Genomic DNA, 14,304 nt, shown 5'->3' with positions numbered 1-14,304 from the left:
ATCGGGGACCGAGCGGCCGGAGAGCGCAGGGCAGGTAGCCCGCTCCCCGCATGCCAACGAGCGGGACGCGGAAGTCGTGCCGCTAGAAGCCGAGCTTCACGAGCTGCTTGGGATCACGCTGCCAGTCCTTGGCCACCTTCACGTGCAGGTCGAGGTAGATCCGGGTGCCCAGCAGCGCCTCGATCCCGCGGCGGGCGTTGGTGCCCACCTCCCTGAGCCGGGCGCCGCCCTTGCCGATGATGATCGCCTTCTGCGACGGCCTCTCGACGTACAGGTTCACGTGCACGTCGAGCATCGGGTTGTCCTCGCTGCGGCCCTCGCGCGGGATCATCTCCTCCACCACGACGGCGAGGGAGTGGGGGAGCTCGTCCCGGACCCCCTCGAGGGCGGCCTCGCGCACCAGCTCGGCCACCATCACCGCTTCCGGCTCGTCGGTCAGTTCACCGCCGGGATACAGGACGGGCGATTCCGGCATGTGCCGGCTGAAGACCTCCGCGACGGTGTCCACCTGGAAGCCGTCGGCGGCCGACACCGGCACGATGTCCGCCCATCCCTCGGGGCCGGCGACCTCGGTGCCGAGCTTCGACACGGCGAGGAGCTGCTCGGTCAGGGCCTGACGGTCCACGAGGTCCGTCTTGGTCACCACGGCGATGAGGGGCTTGCGGTTGAGCCGTGCCAGCTGCTCGGCGATGAAGCGGTCGCCGGGGCCGATCTTCTCGTTGGCCGGAAGGCAGAAACCGACGGCGTCGACCTCGGCCAGCGTGTCCGCGACGAGGTCGTTGAGGCGCTGACCCAGGAGGGTACGCGGACGGTGGAGTCCGGGGGTGTCCACGAGGACGATCTGGGAATCCTCGCGGTTCACGATGCCGCGGATGGTGTGCCGGGTGGTCTGGGGCTTCGCCGAGGTGATGGCGACCTTCTGCCCCACCAGGGCATTCGTCAGGGTGGACTTACCGGCGTTCGGCCGTCCCACGAGCGAGACGAATCCTGCCCTGTGCTCAGCGTCGCTCATTGTCAGCCTCTATCGTCTCTCGTTCGTCCTGCTCGGTGTGCTCTGGCGGAATGCGGTACGCGATGACGTGGGACACCCTGTTGCGGCGGCCCTCCACGCGCTCGGCCCGCAGACCGATACCGTCAATTGTGACCTCCGATCCCACGATCGGCACCCTTCCGAGGGTCTTCGCGAGGAGCCCGCCCACCGTGTCCACCTCCTCGTCGTCGAGGTTGAGGCCGAACAGCACACCGAGGTCGTCGATGCCCATCCGGGCACTCACGCGGTATTCGCCGTCGTCGAGCTGCTCCTGCTCCGGGACCTCGGAATCGTACTCGTCGACGATCTCGCCCACGATCTCCTCGATCAGGTCCTCGAGCGTGACGAGTCCGGCGGTTCCGCCGTACTCGTCGATCACGATCGCGACGTGCGTCGACTCGCGCTGCAGTTCCCTCAGCAGGTCGCCCACGGGCTTCGATTCCGGCACGTAGCGGGCGGGCCGGCAGTCCGCGTCCACCGGTCGGGACAGGTTCGACGCCGGGCGGCCGTGGAGGTTCGCGACGACGTCCTTCAGGTACAGCAGGCCCTTGATGTCGTCGGAGCTCTCGCCGATCACGGGGATCCTCGAGTAGCCCGACCGCAGGAAGAGCGACATGGCCTGGCTGAGGGTCGAGCCGGACTCGATGGTCACCATGTCGGTGCGTGGCACCATCACGGACCGCACCTTGGTGTCGCCGAGCTCGAAGACCGAGTGGATGAGTTCCGCTTCGTTGTCCTCGATCATCTCGGCGTCCGAGGCGCGGGAGAGCAGCTCCCGGAACTCCTCCTGAGTGAAGAACGCGGCCTCGTCCCGTGCGGCCCCGGGTGTGATGGCGCTGCCGATCCCCACGAGCCAGCGCGGGATGGGCCCGAGGACGGCGCAGAGGAACGCCACCAGCCCGGCGGTCGCGCGCACTACGGCGGGAGCGTGCATCCTCCCGAGCTGGCGTGGCGACACGCCCACGATCACGAAGCCGATGGCCGCCATCACCGCGGTGGCGAGCAGCCCTGCGAGCCAGATGCTGTCGAAGAGGTCGTGGAACAGGATGGCGACGGCGACCGCTCCGGCCATCTCGAACCAGACCCGCCAGAACCGCAGCGCATGCATATGGGCGACGGGGGCATCGAGGATGCGGCGGAGGGAGGTGGTGCGCGACCCCTGGACGAGTGCTTCGCCCTCCTGCCGCGGGAGGTAGCTGAACGCTGCTTCCGCAGCCGTGACGAGCGCTGCGGTGAGTGCGAAGAGCAGACCCATGAGCCCGAGGAGCCAGATGGTCAAGCGCGCGTCTCCCGGGGTGCGGTGCCGCCGAGGAAGTCGGACAGGAGCTGGCGCTGCAGGCCGAACATCTCCTTCTCCTCCTCGGGTTCCGCATGGTCGTAGCCGAGGAGGTGGAGCACGCCGTGCGTGGTCAGGAGGAGCAGTTCGTCGTTCGTGCCGTGGCCCGCGGCAGCCCCCTGTGATGCCGCCACCTCGGGGCAGAGCACGATGTCGCCGAGCAGCCCGGCGGGCGTGACGCGCCCCGGCGTGCCGGGACGCAGCTCGTCCATGGGGAACGACAGCACGTCGGTGGGACCCGGCTCGTCCATCCATTCCACGTGGAGCTTCTCCATCGCGGCGACATCGACGAGGATGATCGACAGTTCCGCCTCGGGGTGGACGAACAGGGATTCGAGCAGGAAGTTCGCGAGGCGGACGAGGGACTCTTCCTCGACCTCGTAACCGGACTCGTTGTTGACCTCGACGCTCATCGGGCTGCCACCGGTCGGCGGGCCTGCGTCGCGCGCTGCTCTTCGTCCCACGTGCTGTAGGCACTGACGATGTCGCCCACCAGGCGGTGCCGGACGACGTCGGCGGCATCCAGTTCGCTGAAGTAGACGTCGTCGACGTCGCGGAGGATCTCGCTCACGATCCGCAGGCCGGAACTCGTCCCGTTGGGGAGGTCCACCTGCGTGACATCGCCGGTCACGACCATCTTGGACCCGAAGCCGAGGCGTGTGAGGAACATCTTCATCTGCTCCGGCGTCGTGTTCTGCGCCTCGTCGAGGATGATGAACGCGTCGTTCAGCGTCCGCCCGCGCATGTAGGCGAGCGGTGCGACCTCGATCGTGCCGGCCGCCATGAGGCGTGGGATGGAATCGGGGTCCATCATGTCGTGCAGCGCGTCGTACAGCGGACGCAGGTACGGGTCGATCTTGTCGTTCAGGGTGCCCGGGAGGAAGCCCAGCCGCTCCCCCGCCTCCACGGCGGGGCGCGTCAGGATGATCCGGTTGACCTCCTTCTGCTGCAGCGCCTGGACGGCCTTCGCCATGGCCAGGTAGGTCTTGCCGGTACCGGCCGGGCCGATGCCGAACACGATGGTGTTGCGGTCGATGGCGTCGACGTACGTGCTCTGGTTCAGCGTCTTGGGGCGGATGGTCTTTCCGCGCGACGTCAGGATGTTTACGGACAGCACCTCCGAGGGACGGGCGGCGCTCTGCGTCTTGAGCATCGTGACCAGCTGCTCGAGGACCTGGGGCGAGACCGTGGCGTTGTTGCTGGCCATGGTCTGGATCTCACCGATCAGCCGCTCGGTGCGCAGGACGTCCGCGGAAGGTCCCGTGATCGCCAGCTCGTTGCCCCGGGCCTGGAGGCTGACGCCCGGGAACGACTCCTCGATCAGGCGGAGCGCCTCGTCGTTGGAGCCGAGCGACTGCACCATCTGCTGGGTCGATTCGAAGACGAAGGTCCTGGTGTCCAGTCCTGCCGCATTGATGCCTGTTGAAGATTCGCTCATAGCTCGGCCGTCCGGCCTCTGATCGCCCCTCGCTGGAGTAGTCGTCCTGATGATCTGGTCCTGTCGTGCTCTCGCAGCAGGAATGCCAATGTTACGGCATCCCCCTTTTGTCAACAGGAGCGGGACCGCCTTGATTCCCTCGGGGTCGACGGCGGCGAACGCTGCCGAGCCGCACTCGGCTTTCGTCGCGAATCGGCAACGGCTTCGTATCGATCGGGTTTCAGTCCTGCCACCCGCCCGTATTCGTGGCGGGGCGTTCCCTGCGTTGTGCCAAGCTGAATCAGGTCCGGCAGGACCACCGCAAGCGGCCGGCGCCTCGTCCGACAGGGGCGTCCCCCGGCCGGGACACGGACATTCCACCGATAGACCCGCGCACCAGTGCGCCCGACGGAAGGGGGCCGGCATGAACGAGCAGGACCCCCTGAGGAAGAACCGGCTGGGGCTGCGAAGCATGCTCCTGGTCTCCGGCGGGGTGCTCGTCGCCAGCAGCGTGTACCTCCTCCCCAACGTCGGCCCGAACCAGGGCGGCGCGCCGACCACGTCGCTTCCGGCACCCCTGCAGCCGACGTCGTCCGCAGGGGAGGCCGGTGCGTCCCCGACCGTACCGGCGGTCCGGAGCGAGGGCGCGGCAGCCGGGCCCGCCGACGCGGTCCAGCCCCTCCTCCCGGTCTACTGGCTCGGCGACGTCGACGGCAGCGACAAGCTGTTCCGCGAATTCCTGGTGGCACCGGCCGAAGGCTCCGGAGATCCGATCGCCGACGCCGTGCAGCTCATGACCTCGGGGCGGCCGCTCGACCCCGACTACCGCTCCCCGTGGCGGGCCGCGTCGAACGTGACGTCCTCGATCTCCACGAAGAACGTCATCACGCTCGACATCTCCTCGGACGCCGTCTCGGAGGGACTCGGCGAGGACGAGGCCCGCCTCGCCCTCCAGCAACTGGTCTACACGGCGACCGCGGCGGCGTCCGACGCCGGCCTCATCACCGGGGGCGAGGCCAGCTCGGTGGTCGTACTCGTGGACGGGACGGCCGGCTACCGCGCCTTCGACGCCGTCGACCTGGACGGCGAGTGGACCCGGGACCCCGCCAACCTCGCTCCGGTGTGGATCATCGATCCGCAGGAGGATGTCGAGGCCGACACCGCGGGCCTCACGATCCACGGGGTGGGACCGGCCGCCGAGCAGTCCCTGGACTGGCGGATCGACCGCAGCATCGACGGCTCCGAGGACGGCGACGCCGCCCTCTTCCGGGACGGCTCCGTGGACATGGCCCCGCAGGACGGCGCACCCGGGGCGTTCTCCTTCTCGGTCACCCTTCCACCGGGCCGCTACGAGATCACGGTGTCCGCGCCCTCGGACGCGACCAGCGCCGCTGATTCGAAGACCGTCGTCGTCCGATAGCCGCGCCTCCCGCCCTACCAGCGACCGAGCAGGTGGTTCAGCAGCACGAGTGCGGCCGGACCGGCCGAGGACGACCGCAGGACGTGCGGACCCAGGCGGGCCGTGCTCGCACCGGCTGTCCGCAGTCTGGCCAGCTCGGTGTCACTGATGCCGCCCTCCGGGCCGACCACCACGGCGGTCGACGTCGGGACGTCGAGGGCGCCTGAGGTGCGCAGCTCCGACACCTGCTCGGCGAGAGACACCTCGGCGTCCTCGTGGAGGACGACGACCCGATCCACCGTCGACGCCCAGGCCACCAGTCGCGGCGTGTCGAGCACGCCATGGACGGTCGGGACGAACGAGCGGCGTGACTGCTTCGAGGCGGCGGCCACGAGCGAGGTCCACTTCTGCCGGCCCTTGTCCTCCTTGTCCCCGCGCCAGCGGACAATGCTGCGTTCGGCGTGCCAGGGGACGACGGCGTCGACGCCGAGTTCGGTGGCCGCTTCCACGGCCTGCTCGTCGCGGCCGCCCTTCGCGAGGGCCTGGACGAGCACCAGGCGGTGCCGGGGCGCCGGATCCTGCCCTGCGCTCTCCACCATCAGCTCCACGGTCCCGGCCCCGACCGCCGAGACCAGCCCGCGGAGCCGGTAGCCCGCACCGTCGGAGACGTCGATGCGCTCACCGGCCGTGAGCCGCCGGACCGTCGCGGCGTGGCGCCCCTCGTCACCGCCGAGGACGAACACGGCACCGGGCGCTGCGGACCGGACTACCTCACCCGGTCCGAAGAAGAGGGGTCGCGTCATGGTCAGCGGTTCCCGAGACGCTCCCGCAGGCGCGCGAACACGCCCGAACCGCTGCTGGCCAGCTGTCCGTCCGTGTACTCCTCGTTGCGCAGTTCCGCGAGCTTGCGGAGGAGTTCCTCCTGCTGGTGGTCGACGTTCCGGGGCGTCTCGACATTGAGGTGGACCCGCAGGTCCCCCCTGCCCTGGTTTCGCAGGTGCGTGACGCCGAGGCCGCGCAGGGTGAGGATCTCGCCGGATTGCGTGCCCGGCTTGATGACCAGCTCCTGGTCGCCGTCGTAGGTGTCCAGGTGGACCGTGGTACCGAGCGCCGCAGCCGTCATCGGGACACTCAGCGTCACGTGCAGGTCGTCGCCGTCACGCAGGAAGGTCGCATTCGTCTCGACCCGGATCTCCACGTAGAGATCGCCCTGGGGTCCGCCGGCGATGCCGGCCTCGCCCTGTCCGGCGAGCTGGATGCGCGTGCCCGTACCGACCCCGGCGGGGACCTTGATGGTGAGGGTGCGGCGGGCGCGGATGCGCCCCTCGCCGCTGCACTCGTGGCACGGGCTGGGGATGACCGTGCCGTACCCCTGGCAGGTGCCGCAGGGCGCGCTCGTCATGACCTGGCCGAGGATCGAGCGCACGGCCCGCTGGACCTGGCCCGAACCACCGCAGATGTCGCAGGTGCGGGGCGAGGTGCCGGGCTGGCAGCACGTGCCGTCGCAGGTGGGGCACACCTCCGCGGTGTCCACCTCGATCTTCTTGTTCGTGCCGAAGACGGCATCCTTCAGGTCGATGCGCACGTTGATGAGCGCGTCCTGCCCGCGACGCGTCCGCGAAGGAGCACCCGGCTGCTGGCCGCCTCCGCCGAAGAAGGTCTCGAAGATGTCCTGGAAAGCGAAGCCCGAGCCCGAGTAGCCCGAGCCGTAGCCGTTGTCGGTCCCGTTCTCGTTGCCCGTCGTGTCGTAGACCCGCCGCTTCTGGGGATCCGACAGGACCTCGTAGGCGTGACTGACGCGCTTGAACTCCTCCGACGCGTCCTCACCGGGGTTCACGTCCGGGTGGAGCTTCCGCGCGAGCTTGCGGTACGCCTTCTTGATTTCCTCCCCGGTCGCACCCTGCGCCACACCGAGGACCTCATAGTGATTACTCACTCGTGCACATCACTTCCTGTTGGAGACTTTTGTCTTGTGCTCGCCGGCCGGGCCGGCGGAATACTGCCCGGATCGCGGGATACCGCCCGGATCAGGGCCGGAGGCTATTCCTCGAGGATCCTCGAGAGATAGCGGGCGACGGCGCGCACCGCGGCCATCGTCGTCGGATAGTCCATCCGGGTGGGTCCGAGGATGCCGAGCTTCGCACCGGCATCCGGGCCGTAGCCCGTCGCGACCACGGAGGCCTCCGACAGGCCCCCGTAGGGGTTCTCGCTGCCGATCCTCACCGAGATCCCCCGCGCGTCGTACTCCATCTCGGACAGGAGACGGAGCATCACCACCTGCTCCTCCAGCGCCTCGAGGATGGGCCCGATGCTCAGCGGGAAGTCGCCCGTGGACCGCGCGAGGTTCGCGGTACCCGCCAGCAGGATACGGTCGTCACGGCCGAGTCCCGCGAGCTGCTCGAGCGCCCTTCCGATGGTACTCCCGTGGGCCCGCAGTGCAGGAGGAAGCTGCGAGGCCGCGACCGCGAGCTCGCCGGGCAGGGCGGAGAGCTTCACACCCGACACCGCGGAGAGGATCCGCTGCTTCAGCTCCGCCAGCTCGGCCTCCTGGAGAGCGGCGTGCGTCCGGACGATCCGTTGCTGGACCGTGCCGTTCGTCGCGATCAGGACCACGAGGATCTGCTGCGGCGCGAGCAGCACGAATTCGATGTGGCGCACCGAGGCCCCACCGACCCGGGGGAACTGCACCACGGCCACCTGGTTGGTGAGCTGCGCCAGCAGCCGGACCGTCCGGTCCATCACGTCGTCGAGGTCCTCCGCTCCTTCGAGCAGCGTCTGGATGGCCTTCTTCTCCGGCGCGGAGAGGGGCTTAACCTCCGAGATGCGATCCACGAAGAGCCGATAGCCCTTGTCCGTGGGGATCCGGCCCGAACTCGTGTGGGGTGCGGCGATCAGGCCCTCCTCCTCGAGGACGGCCATGTCGTTACGGATGGTGGCGGACGAGACACCGAGCTGGTGGCGGTCGACGAGGGCCTTGGAGCCGACGGGCTCCCGCGAATGGACGTAGTCCTCGACGATCGCCCGGAGGACCTCCAGGCGTCGTGGTTCACTCACTTCGATGTCACCTCCGGGTTCCACACTCGCTTCCCGGGCGGCCGGAGGCGATTAGCACTCGACACACCCAAGTGCCAAGTCTAGTACGTCCGGGCCGATTGTTAGCATTGGGAACCCGGGCTGCGGCAGACCGCCGGTGCCCTCGCGGGAAGGACGGGCTCGGCATGGACCACGGCTGGGGGGCACAGGACATCTCGACGCCCAGGAGGGTCGCGCTGCCCGATGTGCCCGTCGAGAAGGACATGGTCCTCGAGGACGTCCAGAGCGGTTTCGTGGGCGCCGTGATCCGCGTCGAGAAGTCCGGCGGGCTGCACGTGATGGTCCTCGAGGATCGCCGCGGCAAGCACCGCACGTTCCGGCTGGGCCATGGCTTCCTCCTCGACGGCGCACCCGTGCACGTCGTCGCACCCGTCGCGCGGACGGCGCCCGCGTCCCTGCGTACCGCCTCCGGGTCCGTGCGGGTCGAGGGTGCACGGGCGAGAACGGCCCGGGCCAGCAGGATCTGGGTGGAGGGGAAGCACGACGCCGAACTGGTCGAGAAGGTCTGGGGCGACGACCTCCGGCTCGAGGGCATCGTCGTCGAGCCGTTGCACGGTGTCGACGACCTCGAGGGAGCCGTCCGGGACTTCGGCCCCGGCCCGAACCGCCGGCTGGGGATCCTCGTCGACCACCTGCTGCCCGGCACCAAGGAGTCCCGCATCGCCCAGCAGGCGATGACCGTGCCCGGCGCCCGCAGCCACGTCCTGATCGTGGGCCACCCCTACGTCGATGTGTGGCAGGCCGTGAAGCCGGCAGCCCTCGGGCTCGAGGCCTGGCCCGTGGTCCCCCGCCACCAGGACTGGAAGACGGGCATCCTCGCCGGCCTGGGCTGGCCCCACGCCGACCAGGCCGCGGTCGCCCATGGGTGGAGGCGCATCCTCGCGGGGGTCAGCACCTACGCGGATCTGGAGCCCTCGCTGCTGGGCCGCGTCGAGGAGGTCATCGACTTCCTGACCGCTCCGGCAGGTCCTGCCTGAGCGGTCGGCGCCCGACCACCACGTATCCTTGGAGCACGATCCGGGGGAAATGTTCCGCCGCCAGCAAAGGAATCGAAGTTGCCCAACACCGCCGACCACCAGCACCACGGACGGGGCGAGTCCCAGTCCGCGTTCGAAGGAACGCCGGCCAACGCCCTTCCACTGACCGCGTCGGAGGACCGCCAGTTCGCCACCCTGGCACACTTCGGCGGCATCCTGGGATTCATCCCGTCCCTGCTGATCTTCCTCATCTTCAAGGACAGGGGCCCCTTCACCGCGCAGGAGTCCAAGGAGGCACTGAACTTCACGCTGCCGCCGACGATCCTCGCCCTGGTCGCCTGGCTCCTGTCGCTGGTGCCGGTCATCGGCGGGATCTTCGCCGTCGTGAACGCCCTCATCTGGGTCACGATCACCATCTTCTCGGTCAACGCCGGCATCCAGGTCAACCGCGGGCGACCCTACCGGTACCCGCTGAACCTGCGCCTCGTCCGCTGACCGGCGGGGCGCCGCATCCGCCGGTCCCGGTCATGGGTCTCCCGATCCACCGACGGCGCGCCCGGCCGTCATCAGCGGTCCCGGCTCGCGCCGTCCGCACGACCGTGCGGTCAGTCGGGCAGCAGTCTCCGCACGACGGCGTCCGCGAGCAGCCTGCCCTGGAAGGTCAGGACGACGCGGCCCGCGAAAGCTGCGGCAGGCTCGACGAGCCCGTCGGCGATCAGCCCGGCGATCGCCCTGCGGCCCGTCGCCGTCAGGGAGCCGGTCGGAAGCCCCTCACGGAGCCGTACGCGCAGCATGACGTCCTCGACGTAGCGATCCTCCGCCGACAGGATCTCGCGTCCGGCCGCGGGTGACCGCCCGATCCCGAGAGCCTCGGCGTACGGACGCGGATGCTTCACGTTCCACCAGCGCGTGCCGCCGACGTGCGAATGCGCACCCGGGCCGGCGCCCCACCAGTCGCTCCCTCGCCAGTAGGCCAGATTGTGGCGACACTCGTCGGCGGGCGTCCGCGCCCAGTTGCTGACCTCGTACCAGTGCAGGCCGCCGGCGGTCAGCATCTCCTCCGCGAGGGCGTACTTGTCCGCGTGGTCGTCGTCGTCGATGGGCGGCACCTGTCCGCGGCGGATGCGCGAGGCGAGGCGGGTCCCGTCCTCGATGATGAGCGCGTACGCGGAGATGTGGTCGGGCCCGTACGAGAGGGCCGTGGCCAGTGAGGTCCGCCAGTCCTCCAGCGACTCCCCCGGCGTCCCGTAGATCAGGTCCAGGCTGACCTTCAGCCCGGCCTCGCGCGCCCACTGCACGGCCTGCGGCACGCGCTCGGGCGAGTGCGTGCGGTCGAGCACGGCGAGCACGTGGGGCACCGCGGACTGCATGCCGAACGAGACGCGGGTGAAGCCGGCCTCCTTCAGGACGCGCAGCGACTCCGGCGTGACGGAGTCGGGGTTGGCCTCGGTCGTGACCTCTGCATCCGGGGCCAGACCCCACTGCGCGGTGGCCGCGCGGAGGATCGAGGCGAGGTCCTCCGCCGGCAGGAGCGTGGGAGTGCCTCCGCCGAAGAAGACGGTGGACAGCGGCCGGGCCGGCACTCCGGAGGCCTCGAAGACGTGCGCACCGAGGGCCAGCTCCGCCAGCACCGATCCCGCGTAGGCGTCCTGCGACGCCCCGCCGCCGAGCTCCGTCGCGGTGTAGGTGTTGAAGTCGCAGTAGCCGCAGCGGACGGCGCAGAACGGGATGTGCACATAGAGGCAGAAGTCGCGCCCGAGCGCGCCGTCCGCTGCCTCCCGGGGCAGGACGCCGTCCTCGGGTGCCGGGAGGCCGAGTGGAAGGGCGCTAGGCACGCGGACCAGCCCCCTCGAAACCGTGCGGGGTCACTTCTTGGCTTTGTCCTTCGACTCGTCGGACGACAGCGCGGCGATGAAGGCCTCCTGGGGCACCTCCACGCGCCCCACCATCTTCATGCGCTTCTTGCCTTCCTTCTGCTTCTCGAGCAGCTTGCGCTTGCGCGTGATGTCGCCGCCATAGCACTTGGCGAGCACGTCCTTCCGGATGGCCCGGATGCTCTCCCGAGCGATGATGCGCGCGCCGATGGCAGCCTGGATGGGCACCTCGAACTGCTGGCGCGGGATGAGCTCGCGGAGCTTGCCCGTCATCATGACGCCGTAGGCGTAGGCCTTGTCCCGGTGCGTGATGGCGCTGAAGGCGTCCACCTGTTCGCCCTGCAGGAGGATGTCCACCTTCACGAGGTCGGAGACCTGGTCGCCGTCGGCCTTCCAGTCCAGGGAACCGTAGCCGCGGGTCTTCGACTTGAGCAGGTCGAAGAAGTCGAAGACGATCTCCGCCAGCGGAAGCCGGTACCGGATCTCGACGCGGTCCTCGGACAGGTAGTCCATGCCGCCGAGGACGCCGCGGCGCTGCTGGCACAGCTCCATGATCGCGCCGACGAACTCCGACGGCGCGAGGATCGTCGCGGACACCATCGGCTCGCGCACCTCGGCGATCTTGCCCACCGGGTACTCGCTCGGGTTGGTGACCTTCATGATGCGCTTGTCCTCGAGCGTGACCTCGTACTCGACGTTCGGCGCCGTGGAGATCAGGTCGAGGTTGTACTCGCGCTCGAGGCGCTCGCGCGTGATCTCGAGGTGCAGGAGGCCCAGGAAGCCGACACGGAAGCCGAAGCCCAGCGCCGCCGACGTCTCCGGCTCGTAGACGAGAGCGGCGTCGTTCAGGGTGAACTTCGCGAGCGCGTCCCGCAGCACGGGGTAGTCGGTGCCGTCGAGCGGGTAGAGGCCGGAGAAGACCATGGGCTTCGGATCCTGGTAGCCGCCCAGCGACTCCGCGGCGGGCTTGGCGAGGTTGGTGACGGTGTCGCCGACCTTCGACTGGCGCACGTCCTTCACACCGGTGATGAGATAGCCCACCTCGCCGACGCCGAGCCCCTTGGAGGGTTTCGGCTCGGGCGAACTCACGCCGATCTCGAGCAGTTCATGGCTGGCCCGCGTGGACATCATCTGGATGCGCTCGCGGGGGCTGAGCTTTCCGTCGACCACGCGGACGTAGGTCACCACGCCGCGGTACGTGTCGTACACGGAGTCGAAGATCATCGCCCGGGCCGGCGCATCCGGATCCCCGGTCGGGGCGGGGAGGTCGCGCACGATCTTGTCCATCAGGGCCTCGACGCCGACCCCGGTCTTCCCGGAGACCATCAGGACGTCCTCGGGCTCGCCGCCGATGAGGCTCGCCAGCTCCGCGGCGTACTTCTCCGGCTGCGCAGCAGGCAGGTCGATCTTGTTCAGGACCGGGATGATCGTGAGGTTGTTCTCCATCGCGAGGTACAGGTTCGCGAGGGTCTGGGCCTCGATGCCCTGCGCTGCGTCGACGAGCAGGATCGCCCCTTCGCAGGCCGCGAGCGAGCGTGACACCTCGTAGGTGAAGTCGACGTGGCCGGGGGTGTCGATCATGTTCAGCGCGTAGGCGGTGCCGTCCACCTCCCAGGGCAGCCGGACGGCCTGCGACTTGATCGTGATGCCGCGCTCGCGCTCGATGTCCATCCGGTCGAGGTACTGCGCCTTCATGTCCCGCTGCTCGACGGCTCCGGTGAGCTGGAGCATGCGGTCGGCCAACGTGGACTTGCCATGATCGATGTGGGCGATGATGCAGAAATTCCGAATGATCGCCGGATCGGTGGCGGCGGGCACCGGCGCGGTGCGGGCCATGGGTGACACGTAGGTTCCTCACTCTTTCGGGACAGGGTGCGGCATGCGGCTCCCGCCGCGCCGTCATCGGCGGCGGACGGGGCTGGTTCGCGCCGATTCAACTCCCCCTAGTGTCCCACGTGGCCGCACGGCTCCGGGAATCGCGCGCTCCCGGTTCCCGGGCCACGGCTGGTACTGGCCTAGGATTCCAGCATGGCGATCACGGTCCGCTCCCTCCTGTCCCTCGCGCGTCGTGTCGTCCGGGCGGTGGACAGCACCTCGGCCGGGACCCCGGCCGATCGGACGGGCCCGCAGAGCCGGCGTCGCCCCGTCGGCACACGGCGGCCCGGGCCGGTGGTGCCATCAGCGGCTCCCCGCTCCGGGGACGACCGACGGCAGCAGGCGGTGCTCGCCTACTCGCCGTCGGCCGACGGCAACCCGGACCCGGGCGAGATCGTCTGGACGTGGGTTCCGTACGAGGACGACCCGGCGCAGGGCAAGGACCGCCCCGTGCTCCTGATCGGGCGCGACGGCGGCGACCTGCTGGGCCTCATGCTGACGAGCCGGGACCGGAACAACGGCCGCGACTCCGACGACCGGTACGTGGACATCGGCACGGGCAGCTGGGACCGGCAGGGGCGCCCGAGCGAGGCGAAGATCGACCGCGTCCTGCGGATCGCCCCCGCCGAGATCCGGCGTGAAGGTGCGGTCCTGGCACGGGGGCGCTTCGAGCGGGTGGTCGCGGCGGTGCCCGACCACCTGCTCCCCTAGGCAGGCCCGAGGCCGTCCCGACCACGGCACACTCCCGAGGCCGGAGGGCTCACCGGTCGAGGCGCCGGAGCCCGACCGGCACGGCTGGCGAGTCGGGATTCCGTGCGCCTTTCTGGTAACCTTTATAGCTGTGTGTCCGCGCAGGTCTTCGGGCACTTTGGCCGATCGCCATACGGTATCCCCACGCCGCTCAGTCTTGGTTGGCCGAAATACCCTCACGACCAGTCCGCAATACAAAGAAAGTTCTCATACGTGGCAAATATCAAGTCCCAGAAGAAGCGCATCCTCACCAACGAAAAGGCGAGGCAGCGCAACAACTCGGTCAAGTCCGAGCTCAAGACCGCCATCCGCGCCGTGAACACGGCCGTCGAGGGCGCTGACAAGGACGCTGCCGCTACGGCGCTGCAGGCAGCCAGCCGCAAGCTCGACAAGGCTGTCAGCAAGGGTGTGCTGCACAAGAACAACGCAGCGAACCGCAAGTCCGCGATCTCCAAGAAGGTCAACGCGCTCTGAGCTGCGGAACCTTCGACGTAGGGGGGGCTCCCCAGGGGGGGGGGACCCACCCTTTGTTAGAAGGGGAGCGACGATCCCG

General features: G+C 69.3%; 14 protein-coding genes. 5 read left to right on the top strand and 9 right to left on the bottom strand.

What is annotated here, in order from left to right:
- Window positions 1-82: 82 nt before the first annotated feature.
- From era to ACX80L_RS17395, 4 genes are read right to left on the bottom strand one after another with little or no spacing between them, the layout of a single operon-like run.
- Entirely contained in the window at window positions 83-1,012 is a 930-nt protein-coding gene (era, locus tag ACX80L_RS17410; RefSeq protein ID WP_133080553.1) for a GTPase Era, read from the bottom strand.
- Window positions 999-2,309, bottom strand: coding sequence for a hemolysin family protein (locus tag ACX80L_RS17405; protein WP_459291298.1), 1,311 nt, complete (start codon window positions 2,307-2,309; stop codon window positions 999-1,001). Before ACX80L_RS17405 ends, era begins: the two co-directional genes overlap by 14 nt.
- Window positions 2,306-2,779, bottom strand: coding sequence for an rRNA maturation RNase YbeY (gene ybeY / locus ACX80L_RS17400; RefSeq protein ID WP_459291296.1), 474 nt, complete (start codon window positions 2,777-2,779; stop codon window positions 2,306-2,308). Before ybeY ends, ACX80L_RS17405 begins: the two co-directional genes overlap by 4 nt.
- Window positions 2,776-3,804, bottom strand: coding sequence for a PhoH family protein (locus tag ACX80L_RS17395; protein ID WP_133080556.1), 1,029 nt, complete (start codon window positions 3,802-3,804; stop codon window positions 2,776-2,778). The genes ybeY and ACX80L_RS17395 overlap by 4 nt, the downstream gene beginning before the upstream one ends.
- 403 nt (window positions 3,805-4,207) lie before the next feature.
- Here ACX80L_RS17395 and ACX80L_RS17390 point away from each other — a divergent pair, with 403 nt between their 5' ends.
- Window positions 4,208-5,203, top strand: a complete 996-nt coding sequence (locus tag ACX80L_RS17390) for a GerMN domain-containing protein (protein WP_459291294.1) — start codon at window positions 4,208-4,210, stop codon at window positions 5,201-5,203.
- Between the two features lie 14 nt (window positions 5,204-5,217).
- Here ACX80L_RS17390 and ACX80L_RS17385 read toward each other — a convergent pair whose 3' ends face one another.
- From ACX80L_RS17385 to hrcA, 3 genes are all read right to left on the bottom strand, one after another.
- Window positions 5,218-5,985 carry a 16S rRNA (uracil(1498)-N(3))-methyltransferase gene (locus tag ACX80L_RS17385; RefSeq protein ID WP_459291292.1) on the bottom strand — a complete coding sequence of 256 codons (768 nt, stop codon included), beginning with the start codon at window positions 5,983-5,985 and terminating at the stop codon, window positions 5,218-5,220.
- Between the two features lie 2 nt (window positions 5,986-5,987).
- A complete protein-coding gene (gene dnaJ, locus ACX80L_RS17380) occupies window positions 5,988-7,118 on the bottom strand; it encodes a molecular chaperone DnaJ (RefSeq protein ID WP_133080559.1) in 1,131 nt (376 codons plus the stop codon).
- Between the two features lie 104 nt (window positions 7,119-7,222).
- On the bottom strand, window positions 7,223-8,236 hold the full coding sequence (gene hrcA, locus ACX80L_RS17375; protein WP_459291290.1) for a heat-inducible transcriptional repressor HrcA: 1,014 nt from the start codon (window positions 8,234-8,236) through the stop codon (window positions 7,223-7,225).
- A gap of 164 nt (window positions 8,237-8,400) precedes the next feature.
- Between hrcA and ACX80L_RS17370 the strand changes: the two genes are divergently transcribed.
- Window positions 8,401-9,252, top strand: coding sequence for a DUF3097 domain-containing protein (locus tag ACX80L_RS17370; protein ID WP_459291288.1), 852 nt, complete (start codon window positions 8,401-8,403; stop codon window positions 9,250-9,252).
- A gap of 78 nt (window positions 9,253-9,330) precedes the next feature.
- Window positions 9,331-9,747, top strand: coding sequence for a DUF4870 domain-containing protein (locus ACX80L_RS17365; RefSeq protein ID WP_133080562.1), 417 nt, complete (start codon window positions 9,331-9,333; stop codon window positions 9,745-9,747).
- A 110-nt stretch (window positions 9,748-9,857) separates the two neighbouring features.
- On the opposite strand, the gene hemW is transcribed toward ACX80L_RS17365, so the two are convergent.
- Window positions 9,858-11,087 carry a radical SAM family heme chaperone HemW gene (hemW, locus tag ACX80L_RS17360; protein ID WP_459291286.1) on the bottom strand — a complete coding sequence of 410 codons (1,230 nt, stop codon included), beginning with the start codon at window positions 11,085-11,087 and terminating at the stop codon, window positions 9,858-9,860.
- 30 nt (window positions 11,088-11,117) lie between these two features.
- Window positions 11,118-12,971 (bottom strand): translation elongation factor 4, encoded by a 1,854-nt coding sequence (gene lepA / locus ACX80L_RS17355; RefSeq protein ID WP_459268345.1) that lies wholly within the window; start codon window positions 12,969-12,971, stop codon window positions 11,118-11,120.
- A 183-nt stretch (window positions 12,972-13,154) separates the two neighbouring features.
- Between lepA and ACX80L_RS17350 the strand changes: the two genes are divergently transcribed.
- Complete coding sequence (locus tag ACX80L_RS17350) at window positions 13,155-13,712, top strand: type II toxin-antitoxin system PemK/MazF family toxin (RefSeq protein WP_459291284.1); 558 nt, start codon at window positions 13,155-13,157, stop codon at window positions 13,710-13,712.
- Window positions 13,713-13,964: 252 nt separating this feature from the next.
- Window positions 13,965-14,225 carry a 30S ribosomal protein S20 gene (rpsT, locus tag ACX80L_RS17345; protein ID WP_087075755.1) on the top strand — a complete coding sequence of 87 codons (261 nt, stop codon included), beginning with the start codon at window positions 13,965-13,967 and terminating at the stop codon, window positions 14,223-14,225.
- Window positions 14,226-14,304: the final 79 nt, after the last annotated feature.

Source organism: Arthrobacter sp. MDT1-48-3 (assembly GCF_054511015.1).
The sequence above is the reverse complement of the archived record's forward strand: the minus strand, read 5'-3'. Positions and strand labels throughout refer to the sequence as shown.

Excerpts from the sequence above, each read along its gene's own strand:
- ybeY (WP_459291296.1), bottom strand. The coding sequence starts at position 2,779 with ATGAGCGTCGAGGTCAACAACGAGTCCGGTTACGAGGTCGAGGAAGAG.
- ACX80L_RS17350 (WP_459291284.1), top strand. The coding sequence starts at position 13,155 with ATGGCGATCACGGTCCGCTCCCTCCTGTCCCTCGCGCGTCGTGTCGTC.
- ACX80L_RS17370 (WP_459291288.1), top strand. The coding sequence starts at position 8,401 with ATGGACCACGGCTGGGGGGCACAGGACATCTCGACGCCCAGGAGGGTC.
- ACX80L_RS17385 (WP_459291292.1), bottom strand. The coding sequence starts at position 5,985 with ATGACGCGACCCCTCTTCTTCGGACCGGGTGAGGTAGTCCGGTCCGCA.
- ACX80L_RS17390 (WP_459291294.1), top strand. The coding sequence starts at position 4,208 with ATGAACGAGCAGGACCCCCTGAGGAAGAACCGGCTGGGGCTGCGAAGC.
- ACX80L_RS17395 (WP_133080556.1), bottom strand. The coding sequence starts at position 3,804 with ATGAGCGAATCTTCAACAGGCATCAATGCGGCAGGACTGGACACCAGG.
- era (WP_133080553.1), bottom strand. The coding sequence starts at position 1,012 with ATGAGCGACGCTGAGCACAGGGCAGGATTCGTCTCGCTCGTGGGACGG.